The sequence below is a fragment of the Pseudotamlana haliotis genome (assembly GCF_008806375.1).
GTDB classification, from domain to species: domain Bacteria; phylum Bacteroidota; class Bacteroidia; order Flavobacteriales; family Flavobacteriaceae; genus Pseudotamlana; species Pseudotamlana haliotis.
On the sequence record NZ_WAAT01000030.1, the window covers coordinates 1 to 24,281 of the forward strand.

At 35.3% G+C, this 24,281-nt stretch carries 16 protein-coding genes and 1 pseudogene; 3 read left to right on the top strand and 14 right to left on the bottom strand.

Annotated features, from left to right (window positions below; all coding sequences use genetic code 11):
* Nucleotides 1–791: 791 nt before the first annotated feature.
* From F6U93_RS05510 to F6U93_RS05525, 4 genes are all read right to left on the bottom strand, one after another.
* On the bottom strand, nucleotides 792–2,111 hold the full coding sequence (locus F6U93_RS05510) for a TolC family protein (RefSeq protein WP_150937656.1): 1,320 nt from the start codon (nucleotides 2,109–2,111) through the stop codon (nucleotides 792–794).
* A complete protein-coding gene (locus F6U93_RS05515; protein ID WP_150937658.1) occupies nucleotides 2,101–5,298 on the bottom strand; it encodes an efflux RND transporter permease subunit in 3,198 nt (1,065 codons plus the stop codon). The genes F6U93_RS05510 and F6U93_RS05515 overlap by 11 nt, the downstream gene beginning before the upstream one ends.
* Nucleotides 5,298–6,431, bottom strand: coding sequence for an efflux RND transporter periplasmic adaptor subunit (locus tag F6U93_RS05520; RefSeq protein WP_150937660.1), 1,134 nt, complete (start codon nucleotides 6,429–6,431; stop codon nucleotides 5,298–5,300). The genes F6U93_RS05515 and F6U93_RS05520 overlap by 1 nt, the downstream gene beginning before the upstream one ends.
* A gap of 72 nt (nucleotides 6,432–6,503) precedes the next feature.
* Nucleotides 6,504–8,420, bottom strand: coding sequence for an ABC-F family ATP-binding cassette domain-containing protein (locus tag F6U93_RS05525; RefSeq protein WP_150937662.1), 1,917 nt, complete (start codon nucleotides 8,418–8,420; stop codon nucleotides 6,504–6,506).
* A gap of 86 nt (nucleotides 8,421–8,506) precedes the next feature.
* Here F6U93_RS05525 and F6U93_RS05530 point away from each other — a divergent pair, with 86 nt between their 5' ends.
* Complete coding sequence (locus F6U93_RS05530; RefSeq protein ID WP_150937665.1) at nucleotides 8,507–8,893, top strand: DUF983 domain-containing protein; 387 nt, start codon at nucleotides 8,507–8,509, stop codon at nucleotides 8,891–8,893.
* A gap of 164 nt (nucleotides 8,894–9,057) precedes the next feature.
* Here F6U93_RS05530 and F6U93_RS05535 read toward each other — a convergent pair whose 3' ends face one another.
* The 10 genes and pseudogenes from F6U93_RS05535 to F6U93_RS05580 all read right to left on the bottom strand — a co-directional run bounded on the left by F6U93_RS05535 (nucleotide 9,058) and on the right by F6U93_RS05580 (nucleotide 21,228).
* Nucleotides 9,058–10,101 (bottom strand): NAD(P)/FAD-dependent oxidoreductase, encoded by a 1,044-nt coding sequence (locus F6U93_RS05535; RefSeq protein WP_150937667.1) that lies wholly within the window; start codon nucleotides 10,099–10,101, stop codon nucleotides 9,058–9,060.
* Nucleotides 10,102–10,247: 146 nt separating this feature from the next.
* The gene (locus F6U93_RS05540; protein WP_150937669.1) at nucleotides 10,248–11,054 is read right to left on the bottom strand and encodes a hypothetical protein; all 807 of its coding nucleotides are present in this window, start codon (nucleotides 11,052–11,054) and stop codon (nucleotides 10,248–10,250) included.
* 102 nt (nucleotides 11,055–11,156) lie between these two features.
* A pseudogene (locus tag F6U93_RS14995) lies at nucleotides 11,157–11,351 on the bottom strand (hypothetical protein); the annotation flags it as partial.
* Between the two features lie 373 nt (nucleotides 11,352–11,724).
* Complete coding sequence (porN, locus tag F6U93_RS05550) at nucleotides 11,725–12,615, bottom strand: type IX secretion system ring subunit PorN/GldN (RefSeq protein WP_150937671.1); 891 nt, start codon at nucleotides 12,613–12,615, stop codon at nucleotides 11,725–11,727.
* Between the two features lie 134 nt (nucleotides 12,616–12,749).
* Nucleotides 12,750–14,312: a type IX secretion system motor protein PorM/GldM gene (gene porM, locus F6U93_RS05555; protein ID WP_150937673.1), complete on the bottom strand. Its 1,563-nt coding sequence runs from the start codon at nucleotides 14,310–14,312 to the stop codon at nucleotides 12,750–12,752.
* 54 nt (nucleotides 14,313–14,366) lie between these two features.
* A complete protein-coding gene (porL, locus tag F6U93_RS05560) occupies nucleotides 14,367–15,008 on the bottom strand; it encodes a type IX secretion system motor protein PorL/GldL (RefSeq protein WP_150937675.1) in 642 nt (213 codons plus the stop codon).
* A 70-nt stretch (nucleotides 15,009–15,078) separates the two neighbouring features.
* Nucleotides 15,079–16,443 carry a T9SS ring complex lipoprotein PorK/GldK gene (porK, locus tag F6U93_RS05565; protein WP_225312584.1) on the bottom strand — a complete coding sequence of 455 codons (1,365 nt, stop codon included), beginning with the start codon at nucleotides 16,441–16,443 and terminating at the stop codon, nucleotides 15,079–15,081.
* Nucleotides 16,444–16,615: 172 nt separating this feature from the next.
* A complete protein-coding gene (locus tag F6U93_RS05570; RefSeq protein WP_150937680.1) occupies nucleotides 16,616–17,782 on the bottom strand; it encodes a formimidoylglutamase in 1,167 nt (388 codons plus the stop codon).
* Nucleotides 17,783–17,791: 9 nt separating this feature from the next.
* Nucleotides 17,792–20,314, bottom strand: a complete 2,523-nt coding sequence (gene topA / locus F6U93_RS05575; protein WP_150937681.1) for a type I DNA topoisomerase — start codon at nucleotides 20,312–20,314, stop codon at nucleotides 17,792–17,794.
* A gap of 137 nt (nucleotides 20,315–20,451) precedes the next feature.
* A complete protein-coding gene (locus tag F6U93_RS05580; RefSeq protein ID WP_150937683.1) occupies nucleotides 20,452–21,228 on the bottom strand; it encodes a DUF624 domain-containing protein in 777 nt (258 codons plus the stop codon).
* 183 nt (nucleotides 21,229–21,411) lie between these two features.
* Between F6U93_RS05580 and miaB the strand changes: the two genes are divergently transcribed.
* Both miaB and F6U93_RS05590 read left to right on the top strand, forming a co-directional pair.
* Nucleotides 21,412–22,851, top strand: a complete 1,440-nt coding sequence (gene miaB, locus F6U93_RS05585) for a tRNA (N6-isopentenyl adenosine(37)-C2)-methylthiotransferase MiaB (protein ID WP_150937685.1) — start codon at nucleotides 21,412–21,414, stop codon at nucleotides 22,849–22,851.
* A gap of 116 nt (nucleotides 22,852–22,967) precedes the next feature.
* Complete coding sequence (locus F6U93_RS05590) at nucleotides 22,968–24,239, top strand: sigma-54 interaction domain-containing protein (RefSeq protein ID WP_150937687.1); 1,272 nt, start codon at nucleotides 22,968–22,970, stop codon at nucleotides 24,237–24,239.
* Nucleotides 24,240–24,281 lie beyond the last annotated feature (42 nt).

Consider the following 24,281-nt stretch of genomic DNA (forward strand, 5'->3'; position numbering starts at 1 on the left):
GCTATGCCTTTGTTAGCGGGGTGCAAATATACAACTGTTTCTCTCTAACCAACAAACTTTTTTCGGCCTTTTTTTGTTTATTTTTTAAACTCCGTTTTAACTCGCAGTAAACCTGTGATTTATACTCGAAAAAAGTTTTGGATTGTTTGTGGGGTTTGGGGTTTGAATAACCCCTACACTAGTAATCCTTTTATAATAGTGCTAGATTATATTGAAAATTGCTGGTTTGAATGTTTCTAGTTTGATTAGATCTCGTGGGATTATGACTTAAAAAAACTTGATTTATCTTTTAGATCACTTAAAAAAGACTTCACAATAAGGTAACAATAGCCAAAACATGTCTGCTTCCGCTTAATTATGTGCTACTTTTTGTATAGAATACATAAAACTTTAGGTGCCTTCTTTCTAAAAACTTTAAAAGTCATTAGATGTTTCTATCCTTATATATATGTATACATTCCTATGTAATAGGAATAATTCCGCCGAAAGGCTAATTACTTTTATTGTGATAATGTATTCAACTTAATACTATGATTGCTTCTCGACTTCGCTCGAACACCGTTTTATTCAACTGCACATTATATATTGTGAAGACGTAAAGAGTAATAATTAATAGTGAAAAATTAATAATTGAAAACGATCATCGCTATTTGGGAGTTCAATCTGTAAAAATCGGTGTAATCTGTGTCTGAAATATCTCTACATGCAACAGTGAGCTACAAAAAACCAATCACTAGCAACCAACAACTATTAAAAATCGGTGTAATAATAAACAACAGTATCTCCTATAACTAGAAGTCAACATTCAAGATTTCGCCGCAGATTTTAAGCATTTCTAACTCGGCTATTTTTGCAAAATACTTAGCTTTATTACGATTTAGTTCGGCATTTAGTAGATTAACCTGAGCTAAACGAAACTCAATAGAGTTGACTTGACCTATCTTAAATTTTTCTTGGGTGCGATCAAAATTATTTTGTGCCGTTCGAATATTATCTTCCTCTAGCCTAAAAATATTTAATCGGTTATGATAATTATCCCATGTATTATTAAAATCTCGTTCTAAAGACACCAACAGTTGTTCTTTTTGAATGTTCTGCGACTCTAAATTAAGTTTTGCATTTTTAACTCTGGTAATTGTACTACCGCCATCAAACAAATTCCAAGTTAAGTTTAAACCTCCAGACAAACCATCGGTTGTTGAAACTGCCACAAAAGAGGCCGCATTATTATCACTTTTATTCCAACCATAGCTTCCTATTAAACCTACGGTAGGTAAATAAGCCGATTTTTCTGAATTTACGCCAAGCTTACTGATGTCAATATTTTTATCAACTTGTAGGATACGTATATTATTGGCGATGGCTTTTTGCTTCAGCTCCTCTTTATTATATATAGTGTTGAAATTAATTTCTGTATCGACATTGAAAGTATTAGGAAGCGCGTTTCCTAGAACCACATTCAAATCACGCTTGTAATTTCTAAGTTGCTGCCGCGTGTTCATCATGGTTATACTATCGTTGTTGATATCTACTTCTGCATTCAATACATCAAGCTTGGTGTTTTGACCATATTCAAATTGATACTCAGCACGAAGTAAGCGGTCTTTGGAAATGGCAAAAGTTTCAGATATGGCTTTATAATTATCGGCTATTTCGGCCACATTATAATACACGGTAAATAATTGCAATACTGTATTTTCAATAGTCGCTCGCGCTTCCAATTCGGTTAAGGCTTCTGTTTCCTTAAGACGTTTATAATTATATGAGCGCCCTAAACCATCAAAAAGTACGTAGTTTAAATCTACCGATGCATTGTACCTAGAGCTCTCTGCACCCTGTAATGAAGTTACACTTCCATCTGCGAATTCTGCTTCAGTATTATCCCTGTTAAATGTTGCTCCGGCATTCCCTGTAACAGTAGGCAAATACCCTGAATTTAAAATATCGGCATTGTTTTTAGCGATCTCTAAATCGGTATTCACTAATTTAATGCCGTAGTTATGTTCTAGAGCCAGACTCACCGCTTCTTCCTGGGTTAATAGGTCTTGCGCAAATAACACCGAGGCTTGCGCAAATAATAGGATACTAAAAGCAAGGATTTTAATGTGCATTTTCTTCATTTTGTTCTTTAATGGCGCGTTCAACTTCTTCTTTAGTCACATCTTTTCCAGTGGCTAGCCACTTTACATTCTTCTTTATATCGTTACTGAATGATAAAAACAATGGCAGTACCAATAAGGTTAAAACGGTGGCGTATGCAATTCCGAAGGAAATCGAAATCGCCATAGGTTTTAAAAACTGAGCTTGTCTACTTTTTTCTAGCAGTAAAGGTGCTAATCCTGCAACCGTTGTTAAGGACGTTAAGAAAATAGCTCGAAATCTAGATTTCCCAGCTTCCAAAAGGGCCTCGTCAAACAACATCCCTTCTTTTAGATTGCTATTAAACTTTCCTATTAGCACCAAGCCGTCGTTAACCATGATTCCGATTAAGGCAATAATACCTAGCATGGATAACACATTTACAGGGAACCCTAACAACCAATGCCCCCAAGCTACTGCAGTTAAACTAAAAGGCACTAATAAAATTAATAAAATAGGTTGACTGTAACTTCTAAACGTAAAAGCTATGGTGATATAAATAAGCAATAAAATTGGAATTCCTGCTTTCTTTAAAGAAGATGATAACTTATTGGCCTCTCTATTTTGTCCTTCATATGATGCTGAGATCGTAGGATATTTAGACTGGATAGCAGGTATAATATTCGTCTTGATATCTTCTAAAATATCGGTAGTACTCGTACTTGGGTCTTTTAAATCGGCCGAAACCTGAATTTCACGTTGCCCCAGTAGGTGGTTGATAGCCACATCGCCTCTTTCAATAGAATAATTTGCAATATCTTTAAAGTTTACACGGTTGCCAGTTGGTGTTATGATATGCATATCGTCCAAATTATTTATGGACTCTCTGTTGGATAGGTCATAACGGACCCAAACACGAATTTCATCCTGACCACGTTGAAAACGCTGCGCTTGTATACCGAAGAAACCGGCACGCACCTGATCCATGACACTTCTTAAATTTAAACCTAATAAATAAGCACTTTCCTTAAGTTCTAAACGAATTTCTTTAATCCCCGCAGGGTCATTGTCTTCAATATCTTTTAACAAAGGGTTTTCTCGAAGCACGTTTTTAAGTTCTTCTTTAGCGCCTTTTAAGTCGGAAATATTATTACTCAATAAGGAAACAGAGACTGGGCTCCCTCCAAAGTTTCCGCCAGAACCAAATATTAAGCGTTCGGCACCAACTATAGGCCCTACTAGCTCTCTAAGGCGATTAGCCACCATACTAGAACTTATTTCATCTGGACGTTCTTCACCAGGAAGCATATTTAATGCTAAACTAGCACTTGAAGCACTATTTAATCTTAAAATGGTATTTTCAAAAAGTTGCTTATCGGTACCCTTCAAATACTTCTCGGTAAACTCATCATTGACAATTAAAGCCTTCTGTTCAATCATTGAAATGATAGAATCGGTAACTTTAACATTGGTACCATTAGGCATATCAAGTTCCACACTCACACGATCACTGGCTATAGACGGAAAAATGGTTGTTCCTATAATACCGCCACCTATAGAACCGAAAGTTAAAATCAACAAAGCTGCAAAAACCCCGAGTGATAAAAACTTAAATTCTAAAACGAAATCAAAAACTGGACTATACACCTTATCGCGTAAAAACGACATGATCTTATCTCCTAGTCTATTGACGCCCCTCATTTTAGCAAAAAATTGTTTGATTTTTGTGGGATTTTCTTCTTCTACGGGCTTATGTAAGGCTTTTGAGTGCGCCAAGTGAGCAGGCAAAATAATTAAAGCTTCTATTAAAGAAACCACCAGGGTTAAAATTACAATAACCGAGACTTCACTAAAAAACTCACCAATTCGACTATCTAAGAACAAGAATAAGGAGAACGCTAATAATGTTGTAATAATTGCTGAAACTACAGGGGGAATGACTTCCATAGTACCATCAATAGCCGCTTGGATTGGTGTTTTCCCTTTTTCATAATGCTGATAAATATTTTCAGCAATCACAATACCGTCATCCACGAGAATACCTATTACGATAATCATTCCGAAAAGCGACAATACATTAATGGTTACATCAAACTGTCCGGCAAAAATAAACATTCCTAAAAAGGATACTGGCAAACCAAAAGCCACCCAAAATGCTAAACGTGTATTTAAAAACAAAGACAAGAATCCTAAAACTAATAACATACCAACAATAGCATTTTCAGCTAAAAGTTGTGTTCGTTGATTTAAAGGAATAGAGCGGTCTTGAACCACATTAAGCTTCACGTTATTATGACTCTGGTTATAGTCCTCAATATAAGTATTCACCTTATCGGCTGAAGACATTAAATCTTCATTATTTGTACTGGTCACGGTAATGTTAACGGCAAGATCTCCGTTAAAAAAAGTAGCATTAGGCGTTTCAGAAAAACGATCACGAATAACAGCAACATCTTTCAACCTTACTGTTTTACCCTCACTAGTAGCTTTAATAACAATATTAGATAATTCATCACCGTAATAAGAACGGTTATTTGCACGAATTAAATATTCTTCTGCATTGGTTTTAATATTACCGCCAGTAACCAAAATATTAGATTGACTTACGGCATCAGATACATCGCTAAACCCAATATTATAGGCTAACAGTCGGGTTTCATCAACAGCAATTTCAATTTCTTCTTCAGGGTATCCTGTAACTTCAACTTGAGAAATCCCACTTATGGCTCGCAAATCATTTTCTACCTGCCTTCCTAACTCCTTTAAAGTTACCAAGGGCACATCTTTTCCGCTTAAAGCAAAAGAAATTGTTTCTCGCACCTCTTCTTGCTTAGCAACAATTAAGGGTTCCATGCCTGTTGGAAAGGAAGGTACGCGATCTACAGCATTTTTAACTTCCAAAAGCATGAAATCTATATTCTCGCCCTTTTCAATTTCGACGGTAATGGTGCCGCTGTTTTCTTGAGAAACCGAAGTTACACGATCAAGACCTCTTAAGCCTTTAAGGTTGTCTTCAATTTTCAATACAACACCTTCTTCAATCTCTTGAGGGGAAGCCCCTGGATAGGTTACATTTATCGTGATAATTTTAGAGTCAACTAAAGGAAAAAATGAAGACTTTAAAGACATTAAACCAATAACCCCAAAAACAAAAAACGCCAAAAGGAATACGTTTACCGCAACATGATACTTAATAAAATAGGCAATTAACTTCCTCATTATTTGGTGTTGGTTTTAGTAGATTGGTTGTCAAAAGGCTTTACTAGCATTCCTGTATAAGCCCCTGGAACCGCTTTTTTAAGAATTACAGTACCCTCTGGAATGTTTTTTAAAACCACCGTAGTTTCAGAAAAATGAACAGGTTTTACTGGAATAACATCTAATACACTATCACGCACTACAAAAATATCATCACCTTCTAATAATAAACTCCTATTGATTTCAATAGCATCCTGCTCTTCTCTAGCATCAATATGAGCTTCAAGATACATCCCTTCCTTTAGAGCATCATTTTCAACTTCAATATAAGCAGTAATCGTTTGGGTGGTAGCATCAATACTTCCGTTCACACGAGAAACACGTCCTTTATAAGTTTCAGTACCATCCAAACTATGTAAAACTACAGGCTCATCAACTTTCAATAAACTGGCGTAGCCTTTGCTAAGAGCTACTTCCATTTCATAAACAGAGGCGTCAATAAACTCCCCTAATTTTTGTCCGCTTCTGATTAAAGAGCCTTCAGTAACTAAAGCTTCCGTTAATATACCTGAAAAAGGTGCGGCAATTTTATATTTTGATAAACGTTGTTCCAAATTTTTAACGTTATAATAACTAGAAACAATATCACGACCAGTGATAAAATAATTTTCCGTATCGGAAGTCATTTCAGGAAGTTTTGGGGTACTTTTATTTAAATCGAAGCCATTCAAGTAGTTTTGCCATTTTTGATAAACCTCTGGAAAATCCAAACGTAAATCTGGCATAATTGCCGATATTGTATTGTACAGTTCACTTTTAGCCGATTGCACGCTTGCGTAATGTTCGTCCGCATCAATACTTATCAATGTTTGCCCCTTGCTATATTTTTGCCCGGGTTTAAAAAGTACGCGTGAAGATTTAAAAACACCTTGCACTTCGGCATACAATTCTACACGGCGCTTGGCAACTAAACTCCCGTTCGCTGGGATAACAATTTTAACCGTAGCGTTTTTAACCGTATCGGTAAAAACTGTTTTTACAACCTTTTCTTTTACTGGTTTAGGCTTGTGTTTATCGGCTATAAGCTTTTTAGCAAATAAAAAGGAAAATACAATAAGTAAAACACCTATTGCAGAAAGTATAATTTTACGCATGCGATATATTTTAGCGGTATAGTCGCCAAAATTACCGAATCCTTTATCATGATAAGTTAAAAAAAACCTAAATTACTCGGTTTCAAAGGTGTCTATTTCCATGGAAATCTCTTCCCATTTTTCAAGAAATCCTTCCAAATCAGTTTTCTTTTTTTGGTAATTATCAAAGAAGTTTGGCTTTGAAGTGGTTTCCTCATAATTGATTTCCAACTCCTGATCTATAGCCTTTATTTGGCGCTCTAAGTCGTTAATTTTAGATTCTACATTACTGAGCTTATTATTTAACGACTTTAATTTCTTTTGATCTTCGTAAGATGTTTGTTTTTTCACCTTAGGAGTTTCCGTTTTTACCACCGTACGTTTTTCAACTTCCCTTAAGTTTTCAACTTGACGCTGTTCTAAGTAAAAATCAATATCTCCTAAATATTCTTTCAGCTTATGGTCTTTAAACTCATAAACAATATTAGTTAAACCCTGTAGAAAATCACGATCATGGGACACCAAGATTAGAGTCCCTTCAAAACGTTTCAGGGCATCTTTTAATACGTTTTTCGATTTAATATCCAAGTGATTGGTTGGCTCATCCATAATCAGGACATTGAATGGCTGCAACATCAATTTGGCTAAAGCCAAACGGTTTCGTTCACCACCAGAAAGTACACGTACATATTTATCGGCCTCTTCGCCTCGAAATAGAAAGGATCCTAGAATATCACGCACTTTACTTCTATTGGTTTCATTTGCGGCATCAACCATCGTGTCATAAACCGTTTTGTTACCATCTAGATATTCGGCTTGATTTTGAGCAAAATACCCTATTTGCACATTGTGTCCTAACTTAAGGTGTCCATTATATTTTACATCGCCAACCATAATTTTGGCTAGTGTCGATTTTCCTTGTCCGTTCTGTCCAACAAAAGCAGTTTTACTATCGCGTTCAATAAGTAAATCAATATCTTTTAAAACCTGTTTATCCCCATAGTTTTTAGACACGCTATCTGCTTCCACCACGACTTTACCCGGTGTGATAGAAACTGGGAAGTTAAGAGTCATTACGCTATTGTCATCTTCATCAACTTCTATACGGTCAATCTTATCAAGCTTTTTAATCAGCGATTGCGCCATGGTTGCTTTAGATGCTTTGGCACGGAACTTTTCAATAAGCTTTTCTGTTTGTTCTATTTGTTTTTGTTGATTCTTTTGAGAGGCCAATTGCTGTGTTCTTAACTCTTCACGCAGCACCAAAAACTGAGAATAAGGTTTCGGATAGTCATAAATTCGTCCTAGTGAAATCTCAATCGTACGATTCGTTACATTATCTAAAAACATTTTATCGTGCGATACAATGGCAACGGCTCCAGCATAGTTTCTTAAAAATCCTTCCAACCAAATAATCGATTCAATATCCAAGTGGTTGGTAGGCTCATCAAGTAGTAAGATGTCATTATTTTGAAGTAATAATTTCGCCAACTCTATACGCATACGCCATCCACCAGAAAAAGTATCGGTAAGTTTATCAAAATCTTCACGTTTAAAACCTAAACCTTGCAGAATTTTTTCGGTATCTCCTTGGTAGTTGTAACCTCCTAAAATTTCATATTGATGTTGAAGCTCATTAATATCAACCATTAATTGGTGGTAACCTTCACTCTCATAATCGGTACGCTCGGCCATTTGCGTATTAACAGCTTCCATTTTAGACTCCAGCTCTTTTATTTCAGTAAAAGCTTCGTAAGATTCTTCTAAAACCGTTCTCCCTAAAATAAAATCAATATCCTGTTTTAGGAAACCTATTTTTAAATCTTTATCGGCAGCAATCTGCCCTGTATCGGGTTCCATTTCCTTCGACAAAATTTTAAGCATTGTCGATTTACCGGCACCATTTTTTCCAATTAACCCGATTCTATCACCATTACCAAGCTTGAAAGTAATATCTTCAAACAGGTATTCCCCTTGAAATGAAATCGATAAATTATGAATGTTCATCATAGAAATGTAACTTTTATCACAAGGGCTTTATTATTAAAATACTATTTTTGTCCTGCGAATGCGTTTGCAAAAATACATTAAATTATATGTTTACAAAAGGATCTAAATTATATAGTATTTTTACTGGAACTTGTCCGAAATGTCACGAGGAATCGATGTTTAAAAACACCAATCCTTATATACTTTCAGAAGCCTTAGACATGCATGAAAGATGTTCTAATTGTAGCACAAAATATAAAATTGAACCTTCCTTTTTCTACGGATCAATGTATGTGAGTTATGGTGTAGGTATTGCGTTTGCCGTAGCAGCTTTTGTAATTTCTTTTTTTGTATTTCATGCAGGTATACATACTATCTTTATTTCTATTGTAGGTACATTAATTGTGTGTATGCCAATCATTTTAAGGCTATCCAGGAATATTTGGATTAACATCTTCATGCATTATGATAAGAGCCTAGCAAAGAAAAATTAACATTTGGGCTTTACCACAAGGGTCGGGCTTTATTCGTCGTTCTCAATTTGATATCAAGGAACTCATGCATAGAAATATTTCGGTAGTCGCTCATTGCAAGGAGCTCCAACAATTGCCTCAATCCCTAACGCAGTGCATTACAAAATTCAAGTGCTTATACCATTTTAAGACACAAACCTGTCTATAGTAATCTCTGTATCTAAAGGCGTACTATTTTCTATGAAGTTGAAGAGTTGTTTCGCCACATACGGGCCAATCATCACACCACGTGTACCTAGGCCGTTTAAAACATAAAGGTTTTTATATTCAGCATGCTGCCCCACTAAAGGCCTTCTATCTTTAACCGTAGGTCTAATACCAGCTACTTGGTTAACGACTTGATATTCGCAAGAGATTAACTTATCCAACTTCCCTAGCAGTTGGTTTTTAGCTTTTTCTGAAACTTGATGACTTAAATCCTTCCACTCATAAGTCGCGCCAACAATATACTTATCGTCTCCAAGCGGAATTAAAAATACTCCAGCCTTTAATACATAGTCAATATTTAATTCGGGCGCATGGATGGTAAGCAATTCCCCTTTGGCTGGCACCAGTGGTAAATGTTTAAAAAATGGATTTTTCGTGATACCAAAACCTTCAGCAAAGACTATTTGTGATGCCGTGATGTTTTTATATTGTACACCATCAGAAGTTATTTCTAAAGCCTCATAACTAAAATCCGAATCAAAAAACAGCCCTTTTTCTTCTAGATCTTGTTGATAAGCTGTCATCATGGTCTTTACATCAATACGACCCGTGTTTAAAACTTGACCAAAACCGAAAGGCGCATCAATAGAAGGGTTATCATTTTTAATAACTTTAGGTGACAACCAATTTGAAAGTAATGGTTTGTCGGTAGCAGCAAACCAATCATTTTGTTCTTCTAAAGAAGCAAATTTTCTATAAACAGAAATTTTATAATCCAATTTCACATGAAGTTCCTGTTCTATTTTAGCATAAACTGGTAACGCCAAATCTAATTGCTCTTCACTTTTCCAAACCGAAGTAAAGCGTTTTAACACTACAGGGTTATACAAACCTCCTGCTACCGTTGAAGATTGCTGCGAGGCATTATCAAAAACAACAAATGACTTATTAGCACGCTTTAATTGTTCAGAAAAACAAATACCAGCAATACCACTACCAACTATAATATAATCTACTTTCATAATAACTTGACTAAAAAAGCTTTAAATGATTTTACAAATTAAAACATCTCAATGAGCTGGTAAAGATAATACGATATAAACCAAAAACTCTCAGATTATTCATGTAACCTGAGAGTTTAAATCATTAAGCTAATAAAGCCTAGTTATTATTTCATAAATTGTAAATTGATACCCGTTAACACCTGAAATACGGGCTGAACACCTTCAACATATATAGAATACTGAGGCTCTACATACATATTAAATACCGTATTTCCCATTTTAACAACTTTACCAATACCCAAAGCAATTGGTACAGAATAGGCGTCTTTTTTAAAGTCTAACACCCAAATAGGAGCACCTCTTAAATAGGTACCTTTCCCTAATTGCCAAAAATAAAATGGTTGTATAGCAGCTAAACTTGTTGCAGGCCTATCTTCATCACCTGCAAAAGAAGCCTGCCATGTTACTAATCCACCAAACTGAAAAACTGGTGACTTAGCTACGAAAGCTACAAAAGCAAAACCACCTTGCCACTTTCCTGCTCCTAACACATCATCAGAAGCCGTTGGTGCCGTAATAGATGGACCAATACCCATGGTTGTTGTGGCATTAGAAACAAAATTATAAGATAAAAACGCATTAAAATCCCCTGTACCACTTGTGGTATTCACAACACCATTCGTATTAGGTATCCCTAAAGAAGAAAACGGCATAGAGGCTCTTAATAATAATTTACCTTTGGCTACTGGTTTTGCAAAACGCACCCAGGTAGTATTCATAAAAGCTGCATCTGGTGCTTCAGCTAATTTTGGGAAATAGTAATTTTGAAAGCTTAGAGCAGTCATATTAGCCAGTGGGTTATTCGCTTGGGCTGCACTAGCGCTTGCATCAGTGGTTTTAGTAGCATCCTGAGCAAAAGTTGTAGCAATGCTGCAAAACATAATCCCAATTATTAAGGTTATTTTCTTCATGGTATGAATTTTAATTTAATTAGTGTAGTTAACAGGTATAATTACTCTGACAAAGTTAACACCTTATTGTTTTTAACAAAGTTATTTCTATACTTTACTATACTAGACACATCTTTTTGGAAGATAACAACGAAATAAAGCATTCCAGTTTTTAGGAACTGTAATATTGTTTATCGCATCATCACCACCATTAAAATTAAGAGTAATAGAGCCATCTGCGTTTGGTTTCGCTTTTGCGGAGTTCATATTGAACGGATTAGTTACTACCCAACCAGCTTCGTTATAGATGGAAATAGACCAGTATCCAGATCGGTCATATTGCTATTCTGGTTTATCAAAAGTCACCGAACTAAGCTCGCCATTCTTAGCGCCTTCGTCTCCTGGTAACACCACAAAATAATAAGCGTGTTTTGCAGGTAAACCACCCCAGCCAGCGGTATTAATGAATTGATATTGTGGTGTTTTTAAACTTTAATATCCTCTAAAAACCTTCTTCAATCGCCCCTTCTGTAATGGCTCTTTTAATAAGGTCTGCTCTTAAAAAAGAAATTTAATTTACAAAAAGGCAAAAAGCTTGATGCTTATATACTTTCTTTTTAGTCCATATATCAAACAAAAACGCCCACTTAAAAAAAGCAGGCGTTTAATCATAATTAATTAGGTTCTTGAATTAGTAGGTCCACATATCCAATTCAAAATCTCTAATCTTATCTTTTATACGTTGAGACTCTAACAATTGCATAAGTGCATTGTCAGTTACATAATCAGAAATGGCTCTATCGCCTTGTACATTCTCTTCTCTATAAATATAACCATGGAAACGTCTTGCATTTAACACATGATCAAAAGAAAACGGAATAGAACTGTTTTCATTATTGAAAGATTTAGCCTCATGTAATACCTCTCTAGCATCTGGAAAGAATACCCAAAATAATTCAACTAAATCAGGACGATCTGTATCAATAAAGTTAACATCTGGAGCAACAGGCGCAATACCTAATAATCTGTATTTCATTTCAGCTTGACGCTTGTCAAAATACCATAACCCTTTAATGTGGTATTCTTTAATATCAGCTGCTGTGATATCTCTTCTGTTAATATATTCAGCAGATAAGGCTTCACCAGCATTAATTTGTTCAATACCTAATTCAGTGGTATCAACCATCGCTAAAGAAGCTTCAAGATCCTTAAGTGTTCTTTTAGTTGTAAAATAAGAATCACTGTAAATATTTTCTATATCACCATTTTGAATGCTCTTTGTAAGCACATCATACAATGAACGTCTATCGTGACCAATATTATTAGTATCAATAGGGTAGTACAAAGGGAAATTAGCACGTTCATCAAGAACAATTTTTTCCCAAACCATTTTTGAAAATAAGATATCTCTATCATCAACATAACCATATTCCAACGGTTTATCGTTATCTACGGCCTTTTGATCTTCTGTTCTAACACCAATTTCTTCTGGACTCTTTGCGTTTAATATATTTGCTTGAGCAAATAGATTAGAGACTGTAAAAACAGTTACAAGGGTTAATAAAAAGTTTCTTAATTTCATCTGCTTATATTTATTATTTCTCAATGGTATTATAAAACATCCGTATCGTTTCTGTTGTCAACAACATCATCTACTTTACGGATGTTAGATATTATTTTTATACCTCTTAATATCTTTAAAGTATTAAATAAGGCTTAGTTTGTAAGCTCTATAAATACTGGAGATACTTTTTTAAGTATTACACTAACTCCAGAGGCTTTAGCTTCAATGTCAAATATTTGAACACCAGATCCACGTTTAGCTCTTGCTAAAGCTTGTTGCGCTCTACTATCTAACTTATTACCGTTAACGCTAATTGTAGGTTGACCAGGAACTTTAAATTTAAAACCTGTTACACGTAAAGGTAATTCGAAATCGAAATCATCAAATTTAGCACCAATAGTAGAAATTTTAAGACTATTACGTTGCATTTTTAATGTACCGTCTTCACCTCTAACAGTTCCTGTTGGTTTTGGTAAATCTTTAATTCTAAATTTAGCTTTATCCCCAACAGTCTTTCCATCAGGTAAAGTTCCCGTTACGTTAATCGTTACTTCACGACCTTTAATACGCGTCGCATCCATAACATAAGAACTTCCAGATTTTCTAGATAAACCAGATGCACGAGCACTTACTTTATTATCAGGTACACCAGCAAATGAAATCGTCATAGGGTTTTTAACACCTCTATAAACTACATTCATTTTGTCTGCTGAAATAGTCGCTGAATTTGGCTTAGCCACTGTAGCAAAAGAAGAATTAACAGGCACCTCAACTTCTTCACCATCTTGAGCAAAGATTAGTAAACCTTCAATTTTATGTTCTCCAACACTACCAGTTCCAATTTTAAGTTTCACTTTACCTTCTTCAATCACGTATTGATCTTCAGTAAGTTTTTTACCATCTAAGGTTAATTCTACTCTTGTTGGTTTTGTAGATGCATCTTTACGACCTAATACAATGTTACCATCAAATTCCTCTCCGTTAAAGTAAGCTGATTTTGAAGTTTCCATTAAAGTCGTATAGTTAGTCATAGACACCTCACTAGCAAGAGTACCTTGTAGCATCGTAGATAAAACTTCATTTTGAGTTGTTTTAATATCAGCTTGAAGTTGTGTCATTTTTGTTAAAGAAGCCACTAATGGGAACCCTTTATAATGATAATCTAACCAATCTACTTTTACATTATCTCTGTTAGGAACAGGTTCTGTATTGAATTCTGATTGCACATCTTTAATTACAGACTCCATTCCTGGTTGTCCTTTTAAAATCTCAGATACACCATCTCTAAAAGTTGCGATTTGGTTTAAAAATTCTTGTCCTTCAGTATCAACCTTGTCTCCTTTAAAAAAGTGTGAATCTAAGTAATCACCTTTATCCATGATCTCATAATCTGTAGGATCATCAATTTTAGCGGTCATTTTACCTTTTAATTCTTCTAAGTAAGCATCAAAGTTATCAGCCAATGCGTCAACTTGAACCGCCTTAGCTTTTAATTCTTGATATTTCTCTGGTTGATCTGCAGCTTTCTGCTCTAAATTAGCCATAAAACTGTTGTTTTGAACAGTTGCAGCTGCATTAGATTTATTTAGCTTTTCGTTCATTAATCCGAAGGCTGAAAGCACTTCTTTTGACATATTTAAAGCTAGCATCGCTATAAATATTAAATACATCAGATTAATCATTTTCTGTCTAGGTGATAAATTTCCTCCTGCCATGTTTGTTAATTAGGTCTTGATTAATTAATAGTAATTTGAGATTTACTCCCCTAATTATTTGTTCATTGCAGATAGCATACCTCCGTAAACACCATTTAATGATGATAAGTTAGATGCTAAAGCTTTCATTTGCTCTTCCAATTTAGCTGCATTTTCAACAGACTCTTGGTTAATGCTCGCTTGTTTGTTAACGCTTTCTAACTGTACTTTGTATAAGCTATTTAAAGATTCCATTTGTGCAGCTGCTAAAGACATTTCTTCACCATATTTTTTTGTTGCTTGAATAGAATCTACGGTTGGGCTAATGTTTTTAGCTGCACCTTCGAAATTTTTAATACTATTTCCTAAACTAGAGATTAATTCTCCGTCAATTTTAGCTTCTTTTAATAAATCATCCAATTTTTTAGATAATAATCCTTGTGCATCTTGCTTAGCTTCACTTTTGTTAGATTGTGATGCTCCTCCTGCTAATTCTGGGTAAACTAAAGACCAATCTAAATCATCGTCAACTGGTTCGAATGCAGATAATGCGAAAATAATTGCTTCTGTAACAAGACCAATAGTTAACATCACGTTACCAGTTAATGGTCCAATTTCGAAGTGAATAATTTTGAATAATGCTCCAACGATTACGATAGCGGCACCTAATCCGTATGCCATATTCATAAATTTCTTGTTTGCTTTTGACTTTGCCATAATGTTCGGTTTTAAATTTTTAGTAGGTTAATTTTAATTATTTTTTTAAAAATTGGTAATAAAATACGTTTTACTTCTGACCGTTCGATGTTACTTGTGTCCCCATATAATCTTGAACAGTTCTAAAGCCTATATAACTTCTTGCAGAATCTGCGTATTCGTAATCTCTTGAACTTACTTGTAAAAAGTATGCGACATCTTTCCATGACCCTCCACGTACAATTTTACGTTGGTTTTCCATATCATTTACACTCGGGTTGATTGTTGATGTATATTCATATGCTGACGGATCATAAGATGCATTCACCCATTCTGATACGTTACCAGCCATATTGTATAGGTTATAATCGTTAGGATCATAAGATTTAGCCTCTACTGTATATAAAGCTTGATCGGCAGCATAATCACCTCTTACAGGTTTGAAGTTTGCCATGAAACAACCTCTATCATTTTTAGTATAAGGTCCACCCCAAGGGTAAGTTGCTGCTTGTAGACCACCTCTTGCAGCATACTCCCACTCTGCTTCAGAAGGTAACCTGAATGTGTTTACAGCAGGTGATCCTTTCTTAGATTTTTGATACGTATTTTTCCAAAGCGTTCTCCACTCACAAAAGGCTTTTGCTTGTTTCCAAGTTACACCAACTACTGGATATTCGCTATAGGCATCATGCCAGAAATAATCGTTATGCATTGGTTCGTTATATGAATAAGCGAAATCTCTAATCCAAACGGTTGTATCTGGATAAATTTCAATTTCTTCTTTTATAATAACGTCTTTACGTTTAACACCTCTTTTCTTTGCAGCTTCTTGGATGTCCATGTGGTTGTATTGAAATTTGAATTTCGTCACATCCCAAGTACGTTGCCCATTATAAGACTCTTCTAGAGGCAAGTACATCGTATCCATAACTTCAGTATAGTACTCATCTGGATACTCTTCCGTATTGAAAATTAAATCAACATCTTTATTAATTTTTCTTCCTTCGTAACCTGTTGGTCCAAGCCCCGTATAGTTCTCAAACATATACTTCTCATAAACCGACATATTAGTAGTATCAACATCGTTAAATGCATACTCACCAATACCTCCATCGTCAGGAGTTAATCCAACTTCATCAGCTAAAACAGCTAATTTCATTCTCACTATCGAATCTCTTACCCAGTTTACAAACTGACGGTATTCACTATTCGTAATTTCTGTTTCGTCCATATAAAAAGACCTAACAGTAACAGTTTTTGCAGGGGCATCATGAACGCCGGCAAGATCATCATCAGCCTTACCCATGATAAATGCACCACCAGGAATAAGTTGCATTCCATAAGGTTTTTCTGGATGCCATTTTTTTCCTTGCACACCAACTAGTTCGCCTCTGTCCTTAGAGCCACAACTAGCAAGAACAGCTAAGACTGCGGTTAATAATAATAACTTCTTCATATCCATAGTAAACTCGAGGTTAATTTATTTAGCTTTTCGATTCCGAGAGCGTAAACATATTTATATATTTTTTAAAAAACAACTAATTATCTAAAAAAATAACGTTTCATCGTAAAAAATTAGCACTTCAACGGTGGTCTATACCGTTTAACAAATCTCTAACATTTAGAATTTAAACGCTATTTTTCTGAAATGCTTTATACCAACGCTCTGGTATAATGTTATTACAAGCATCTATATAATCTTGGTGCATGCATGGTAATAACGTATGACGCTTCAATTTATTATTGACTTCCGATAAAAAAGGGATTTCTATCCACCAACGACCTGTTTTATTGCTTTTATAGAACACAAGTGACTCATCTTCAACAAGTATGATGAATTTTTGATAACTATTATCATCAGAAAAATCATCATCCTGAACACGATAATTAACCCCTTCTATAAAATACCACAGCATTTGCGCTATTAATAAGGAGGTCATATCATCATCTTTTGACGGCTTGTATTCGTAAATCCCAAAGGAACTCACCTTATTACTTATACCTGCATATCGGGCAATGGCACAAATTTCCTTACCATCTAATCCATTAGGTGAATAGCGCTGATTTAATCCTAACTCAGAGCCTTTAACAGCATTTAAGTCGACCGTTACAATATTGGCATCACGAAGTGCAGGTTCAACTGATTTGATGTCGTGAGACACCTGCCCTAATCGATAGGATTCAAAATACAGGCTATCCATCAAATCTAATTCTTCTTGCGAATTAAAATAGGTTTGATAACCAATAGTAGCGTAGTTAAATAGATTATATGGTTCATCCAGAATAATTTTACCCACAAAGCTATTATTTTTGATAGGTTTTGATGAGTCACCCAAATTGAATTGCGCATCTACATTTACAATATTGACCATAGGAATCAGGTCATCATAAGCTCGGTAATTGGCATAAGTGAGATCTTGAGAACCCCCAAGAATTAACGGAATAATCTTTTTCTGCAATAATAAACTAACCGCTTCGCGCAAAGCGAAATACGTATCTTCAACACTTTCACCCTTGTGAATATCACCCAAATCGGCTACAGACACATTCCAGCTGCCAGGAAACAAACTGTAAAAGGATTTACGAATTTCATGCAGCTGAAATTCTTCACCTATATAATTAATATCATTTCTATTTTCAAGCACCCCAATAATGGCGATATCAACACCATCTAATTCTGGCATGCCCTGTTGCTCAGAATGTATTTTAAGTTTTCTTCCTAGGGCTTGTGTTGAAAGTAATTCGTTATGGGCTAAAACTAAATCTGATACAGGCGAAAGAAAATTAAAGTTCATGTGGTTCTATTACTTTTTTGCAGTGGGCTTTTTCTTAGCAGCAGGTTTCTTTTTAGCTGCGGGCTTTCTTTTTGTGGTTTTCTTCTTTGGTGTAGCAGCTTCAATGATGCCTTTAGCTTCTTCTAAAGTCATTTCAGATACATCCACGGTTTTGGGTAATTCAACCTTCACCTTCCCTTTTAAAACATTATGTCTTCCCCAACGGGCTTTTTCAACACGTATGCCTTCATCTTCCCAATTGTGAATAACCTTATCAATTTCCTTCTGGATTTTAACTTCAATCAATTCAACAATATCGTCATCAGATAAATTATCCCAATCGTATTTTTTGTTCACATTAATGAACATATTATTCCATTTAATATATGGTCCAAATCGTCCTTTTCCTTTTTGAACAGGCAAATCCTTGTACATATATATAGGGGCATCAGCTTTTTGCTTTTCTTTTATTAAAACAATAGCATCGTCTATTTCTACACTTAAAGGATCTGTACCTTTTGGAAGCGATACATAAGCCTCTCCAAATTTCACATAAGGCCCAAATCTTCCGTTATTAACTAGAACTTCTTCACCTTCATAATTTCCTAAAGTTTTTGGAAGCTGAAACAAGTCCATCGCCTCTTCATAGGTAATGGTTGTTAATTGTTGATCTGGACTTAAGCTTGCAAACTGCGGTTTTTCTTCATCATCAACAGTTCCTATTTGAACCATTGGTCCAAAACGACCTAAACGCACACTCACCTGTTTACCAGTTTTAGGATCTTTACCTAAAATACGTTCTCCAGATTCTCTATCGGCATTTTCTTTAACATCTTCTACAACAGGATGAAAATCTTTATAAAAGGCTTTCATCATTTTAATCCAATTCTCATTCCCTTCGGCGATTTCATCAAAATCTGCCTCAACTTTAGCCGTGAAATTGTAATCTAAAATCGCATCAAAATGATTCACCAAAAAGTCGGTTACAATCATTCCGATATCAGTTGGAACTAACTTTCCTTTATCAGAACCTACTTTTTCTGAAAGGGTATTATCTTTTACTTGTCCTTCACTTAAAACTAACTGGGTATACTCACGCTCTACACCTTCAACAGTGCCCTTTTCAATATAATTTCTATTTTGAATGGTAGAAATGGTTGGCGCATAGGTAGACGGTCTACCAATACCAAGTTCCTCTAACTTCTTAACTAAAGAAGCTTCGGTGTATCGTGCTGGAGCACGGGTATAACGTTCTGTAGCACTTATGAAGCTATTCAACAGCTTTTCATTAACACGCATTGCAGGCAACATACCTTCGTGCTCTACATCTTCATCATCGGTGCCTTCTAAATAGACTTTTAAAAAGCCATCAAAAGTAATCACCTCTCCGTTAGCTGTAAAGGTTTCTTTATGAGTTGAGGCTTCAATTTTAACATTGGTACGCTCAAGTTCTGCTTCACTCATTTGTGAAGCAATTGAACGCTTCCAAATTAAATCATATAAACGCGCTTGATCTCTATCAATATCAACAGAATGTGTTGCAAAATTGGTTGGACGAATGGCCTCGTGAGCTTCTTGAGCTCCTTTAGATTTTCCTTTATAATTTCTTGGCTTGCTATATTTATCGCCGTAAGCATTTTTAATTTCAGCTTCAGCGCCTTTTCTTGCTTCATCAGATAAATTCACACTATCTGTTCTCATATAAGTAATCAAACCAGCTTCATAAAGGCGTTGCGCCATGGTCATGGTTTTACTTACCGAAAAATATAATTTACGAGAAGCTTCCTGCTGAAGTGTTGACGTAGTAAACGGTGCTGCAGGTGATTTTTTAGCTGGCTTTTTAGTTAAATCAGCAACTTTAAAATCGGCCGTAGCATTTTGTTCTAAGAATTTTTGCGCTTCTACTTTTGACGAAAAGTTCTTCGGAAGCTTTGCTTTAAAGGTTTGACCATCTTCATTTGAAAATTCTGCATCAATTCTATAAGACGCTACTGGGGTAAACCCTTCTATTTCGCGTTCTTTTTCAACAATTAAACGCACAGAAACGGATTGTACACGCCCTGCTGAAAGTCCGCCCTTAACCTTTCTCCATAGTACTGGCGACAACTCATAACCTACTATTCTATCTAGAACACGTCGAGCTTGTTGGGCATCTACTAAATCGTAATCAATCCCTCTTGGATTTTCAATAGCTTTCTGGATGGCTGTTTTAGTAATCTCATGAAAAACAATACGTTTTGTTTTATCTTTTTCAAGCTTCAGTTGTTCAGCTAAATGCCAAGCAATAGCCTCTCCCTCGCGATCCTCATCACTAGCGAGCCAAACCATTTCGGCTTTTTTTGCTAAATCCTTCAGTTTTTTAACAACTGCTTTCTTGTCTTTTGAAACTTCGTATTTTGGTTTAAAATCACCTTCAACATTAATCCCTAATTCCTTGGAAGGTAAATCGGAAATATGTCCGAAACTCGATTCAACTTTAAAATCTTTACCTAGAAATTTTTCAATGGTTTTTGCCTTTGCAGGTGACTCTACGATCACTAAATTCTTCGCCATACTTCACTTTTTGGAGCTACAAATGTATATGAAAAAAATGTTATCTGAAGCATATTAGACATTATCTGTATATTTTTTAAACAAAAAAAACCGCTCTCTACCTGAGTAAAGCGGTTTTTTAGAGGTATAAATTTGATTTAGTCTACTGAAGTTCCAATCTCCTCGATGGCATCTTTTTCATTAAACCCTATCATTTTTTTGTAAAGAATATACACGGGGTGATATACAAACGCCGAAGTAAACAACAACCCAACACCACAGGCCAAACCTCCTACAATTTGCGACAGCAATTGACTCACGATAATTAATCCGAAGGCAAGCATCCACTTTTTATTCGCCAACTTAAAACTTGCTTTTATAATATCACTCACACTAAAATGAGGATTAAAAGCAAAAACTGCTGCTATAAAAGATAGTGGTACTATCATATAAAGTAATGGCACATAGAATAAAATCACAGACAACATAGCCGCAAAAACAGAAAACAACATGAGTAGGGTCGTTTTACCCAAATATTTCTTTTTCAAAAAATAAAAGAAATCTTTTATTGTAACTTCCTGGTTGTCATCCATTTTTTTCATAATGCGATAAAAAGCCGCATTAATCGCAAAAGCAACAGAACCTAAAACCAAAACACCAACAATTACAAAAACCACATAAAGCACAGACATACCTGCAAAAAAGTTTGTAAAAGCAGCTGGATCAGCATTTTCTCCTTGTGCAACAACTAAACCAATTAATGGAACATATAAAACAATAATTATTGGTAACATTATCGCAATGGTAATAACAAGTAGTAAAAACCCCTGCAACCAAGTCTTTTTAAATAACTCTATAGACTTATTAAATATATCTCCAAAATCTAGTGCTTTGATTTGTTCTAATTTTTCTAAGAAGGTGGTAATGGTGTTCATAAATTTAATAATTATTTTAGTTAAGTTATAAAAGTATTGTTTTTTAATGGAATTAAAAATGAAAGTTTAAATATTCGTTAAAATCCATATTTATAATAAAGATTTCAAACTGTCACTTTGTCACAAATCATTATTATATTGTATCTTTGCGTGCTTATTGAGCGCTAAAGGTTTCAGTAAATTATGGAAAAGATTATAGACGAAAGCAAACAAGGAGATGCCTTGGTTTTAGAACAGAAACAAGAAAATAAACGCAAACTTTTTATTGAAAGTTATGGCTGTTCTATGAATTTTAGTGACAGTGAAATCGTGGCGTCCATTATGGAGAACCAAGGTTTTAACACCACTCAAAAACTAGAGGAAGCCGATTTAGTTTTAGTAAATACTTGCTCGATTAGAGACAAGGCCGAACAAACTGTACGTAAACGCTTAGAAAAATATAACGCTGTAAAACGCGATTTGAACCCTAAAATGAAAGTTGGGGTTTTAGGCTGCATGGCAGAACGTTTAAAAACAAAATTTCTTGAAGAAGAAAAAATTGTGGATTTGGTTGTTGGCCCAGATGCTTATAAAGATTTACCAAATCTATTGGCTGAGGTTGACGAAGGTAGGGATGCCATAAACGTGATTCTTTCGAAAGAAGAAACCTATGGTGATATTTCTCCCGTACGATTAAATACTAATGGTGTTACTGCATTTGTTTCAATAACCCGTGGTTGTGACAACATGTGTACTTTTTGCGTGGTACCTTTTACCAGAGGACGTGAGCGTAGTCGTGACCCACAAAGTATTTTGGAAGAAGTAAACGATTTATGGAACCGCGGATATAAAGAAATCACCTTATTAGGTCAAAATGTAGACAGCTACCTCTGGTATGGCGGCGGACTCAAAAAAGATTTTGAAAAAGCTAGTGATATTCAAAAAGCAACGGCTGTCAACTTCGCAAACCTTTTAGAGATTTGCGCCAAAGCACAACCTAATATGCGTATTCGCTTTTCAACTTCAAACCCTCAAGATTTAACCCTTGATGTGATTGAAACTATGGCCAAGTTTGACAATATTTGTAACCACATTCATTTACCTGTTCAAAGTGGTAGTAACCGTGTTTTAAAAGAAATGAACCGTTTACATACTAGAGAAGAGTATTTCGAGTTGATTGACAATATTCGTCGTATCCTACCAAACTGCGCCATTAGCCAAGATATGATTGTTGGTTTCCCTACAGAAACTGAAGAAGACTTTCAAGACACTGTTTCTCTAATGAACTACGTAAAATATAATTTTGGTTACATGTTTACTTATTCTGAGCGCCCTGGTACCATGGCTGGAAGAAACATGGAAGACGATGTTCCTGAGGAAACTAAAAAACGTAGACTTCAAGATATTGTAGACTTACAACGTATACACAGTGAAATTAGAACTAAAGAATATTTAAACACTGTTGTTGAGGTTTTAATTGAAAAAGAATCGAAAAAATCTGACGAGCAATGGTCTGGAAGAACCTCACAAAATATTGTTTGTGTGTTTCATAAAGCGCATTATAAAATAGGCGATTTCGTCAATGTAAAAGTGACCGATTGTACAAGTGCCACGCTTATAGGAGAGGGAATAAGCCCCTCCTAACCTCCCTTAAGGAGAGGAGTTTTCACTCAAATGAATAAATATAAGTATGACTCAAAATAGAAAGAATCAAAATATTAACTTTTTAAATTCCCCCTTTAGAGGCTAGAGGGCTTATTATGGAATCAGTTCAAGCAATAAAACAACGTTTTGGGATTATTGGAAATACCGCGGCATTAAATCGTGCTATTGAAAAAGCCATTCAAGTGGCGCCTACAGATATTTCGGTTTTAGTCACAGGAGAAAGTGGTGTTGGTAAAGAGAGTATTCCTAAAATTATACATCAATTATCACACAGAAAACATAACAAATACATCGCGGTAAACTGTGGCGCCATTCCAGAAGGCACCATAGACAGTGAATTATTTGGTCATGAAAAGGGTGCTTTTACAGGCGCTTCGCAAACCAGAGCTGGTTATTTTGAAGTGGCTGATGGCGGAACCATTTTTTTAGATGAAGTTGGCGAATTACCACTAACCACACAAGTACGTCTATTACGTGTTTTAGAAAATGGCGAGTTTTTAAAAGTAGGTTCTAGTAAGGTTCAAAAAACCAATGTACGTATTGTAGCGGCTACAAATGTGAATATGTTTGAAGCTATTGAAAAAGAAAAATTTCGTGAAGATTTATACTACCGTTTAAGTACTGTAGATATTAACCTTCCGCCCTTACGTGAGCGCCAAGAAGACATCCATTTATTATTCAGGAAATTTGCAAGTGATTTTGCTTTAAAATATAAAATGCCCACTGTAAAACTTAGCGATGATGCTATCCAAATGCTTACTAAGTTTCGTTGGGGTGGTAATATTCGTCAGTTAAGAAACATTGCCGAACAACTTTCGGTTTTAGAACAAAACAGAACCATTACTACTGAAATTCTTCGAGGCTATTTACCAGACACGGCAACAACCAATTTACCGGCGGTTATAAAGACATCAAAATCAGAAAGTGACTTTAGTAGCGAACGTGAGATTCTTTATAAAGTTCTTTTTGATATGAAGAGTGATTTGAACGATTTGAAAAAACTCACTATGGAGTTGATGAAAAACGGCAACACCAAAGATGTAGAAAAAGACAACGAAAGCTTAATTCAAAAAATCTATGGTGACCAAGATGAAGACGACACCGATTTTGAAGAAGCACTAGACAACGAAACCGAGCTGCTTTCATTAACAGAACATACTGTTGAAGAAGACCTCACTCCTGTTCAAGACAAGTATCATTTTGCTGAAGAGATTGAAGAAGAAGAAACCTTGTCCTTACACCAAAAGGAACTTGAGCTTATAAAAAAATCTCTGGAACGTCACCAAGGAAAACGTAAATTAGCAGCGGCCGAATTAGGGATAAGCGAAAGAACTTTATACCGCAAGATTAAGCAGTATGATCTATAGCTAATTGAAACTACAAATTAAACAAACCTATACTTTCTAAAA

What these genes read in the sequence shown, in the direction of transcription:
- F6U93_RS05510 (WP_150937656.1), bottom strand. Translation starts at nt 2,111, where the DNA reads ATGCACATTAAAATCCTTGCTTTTAGTATCCTATTATTTGCGCAAGCC.
- F6U93_RS05515 (WP_150937658.1), bottom strand. Translation starts at nt 5,298, where the DNA reads ATGAGGAAGTTAATTGCCTATTTTATTAAGTATCATGTTGCGGTAAAC.
- F6U93_RS05520 (WP_150937660.1), bottom strand. Translation starts at nt 6,431, where the DNA reads ATGCGTAAAATTATACTTTCTGCAATAGGTGTTTTACTTATTGTATTT.
- F6U93_RS05525 (WP_150937662.1), bottom strand. Translation starts at nt 8,420, where the DNA reads ATGATGAACATTCATAATTTATCGATTTCATTTCAAGGGGAATACCTG.
- F6U93_RS05530 (WP_150937665.1), top strand. Translation starts at nt 8,507, where the DNA reads ATGTTTACAAAAGGATCTAAATTATATAGTATTTTTACTGGAACTTGT.
- F6U93_RS05535 (WP_150937667.1), bottom strand. Translation starts at nt 10,101, where the DNA reads ATGAAAGTAGATTATATTATAGTTGGTAGTGGTATTGCTGGTATTTGT.
- F6U93_RS05540 (WP_150937669.1), bottom strand. Translation starts at nt 11,054, where the DNA reads ATGAAGAAAATAACCTTAATAATTGGGATTATGTTTTGCAGCATTGCT.
- porN (WP_150937671.1), bottom strand. Translation starts at nt 12,615, where the DNA reads ATGAAATTAAGAAACTTTTTATTAACCCTTGTAACTGTTTTTACAGTC.
- porM (WP_150937673.1), bottom strand. Translation starts at nt 14,312, where the DNA reads ATGGCAGGAGGAAATTTATCACCTAGACAGAAAATGATTAATCTGATG.
- porL (WP_150937675.1), bottom strand. Translation starts at nt 15,008, where the DNA reads ATGGCAAAGTCAAAAGCAAACAAGAAATTTATGAATATGGCATACGGA.
- porK (WP_225312584.1), bottom strand. Translation starts at nt 16,443, where the DNA reads ATGAAGAAGTTATTATTATTAACCGCAGTCTTAGCTGTTCTTGCTAGT.
- F6U93_RS05570 (WP_150937680.1), bottom strand. Translation starts at nt 17,782, where the DNA reads ATGAACTTTAATTTTCTTTCGCCTGTATCAGATTTAGTTTTAGCCCAT.
- topA (WP_150937681.1), bottom strand. Translation starts at nt 20,314, where the DNA reads ATGGCGAAGAATTTAGTGATCGTAGAGTCACCTGCAAAGGCAAAAACC.
- F6U93_RS05580 (WP_150937683.1), bottom strand. Translation starts at nt 21,228, where the DNA reads ATGAACACCATTACCACCTTCTTAGAAAAATTAGAACAAATCAAAGCA.
- miaB (WP_150937685.1), top strand. Translation starts at nt 21,412, where the DNA reads ATGGAAAAGATTATAGACGAAAGCAAACAAGGAGATGCCTTGGTTTTA.
- F6U93_RS05590 (WP_150937687.1), top strand. Translation starts at nt 22,968, where the DNA reads ATGGAATCAGTTCAAGCAATAAAACAACGTTTTGGGATTATTGGAAAT.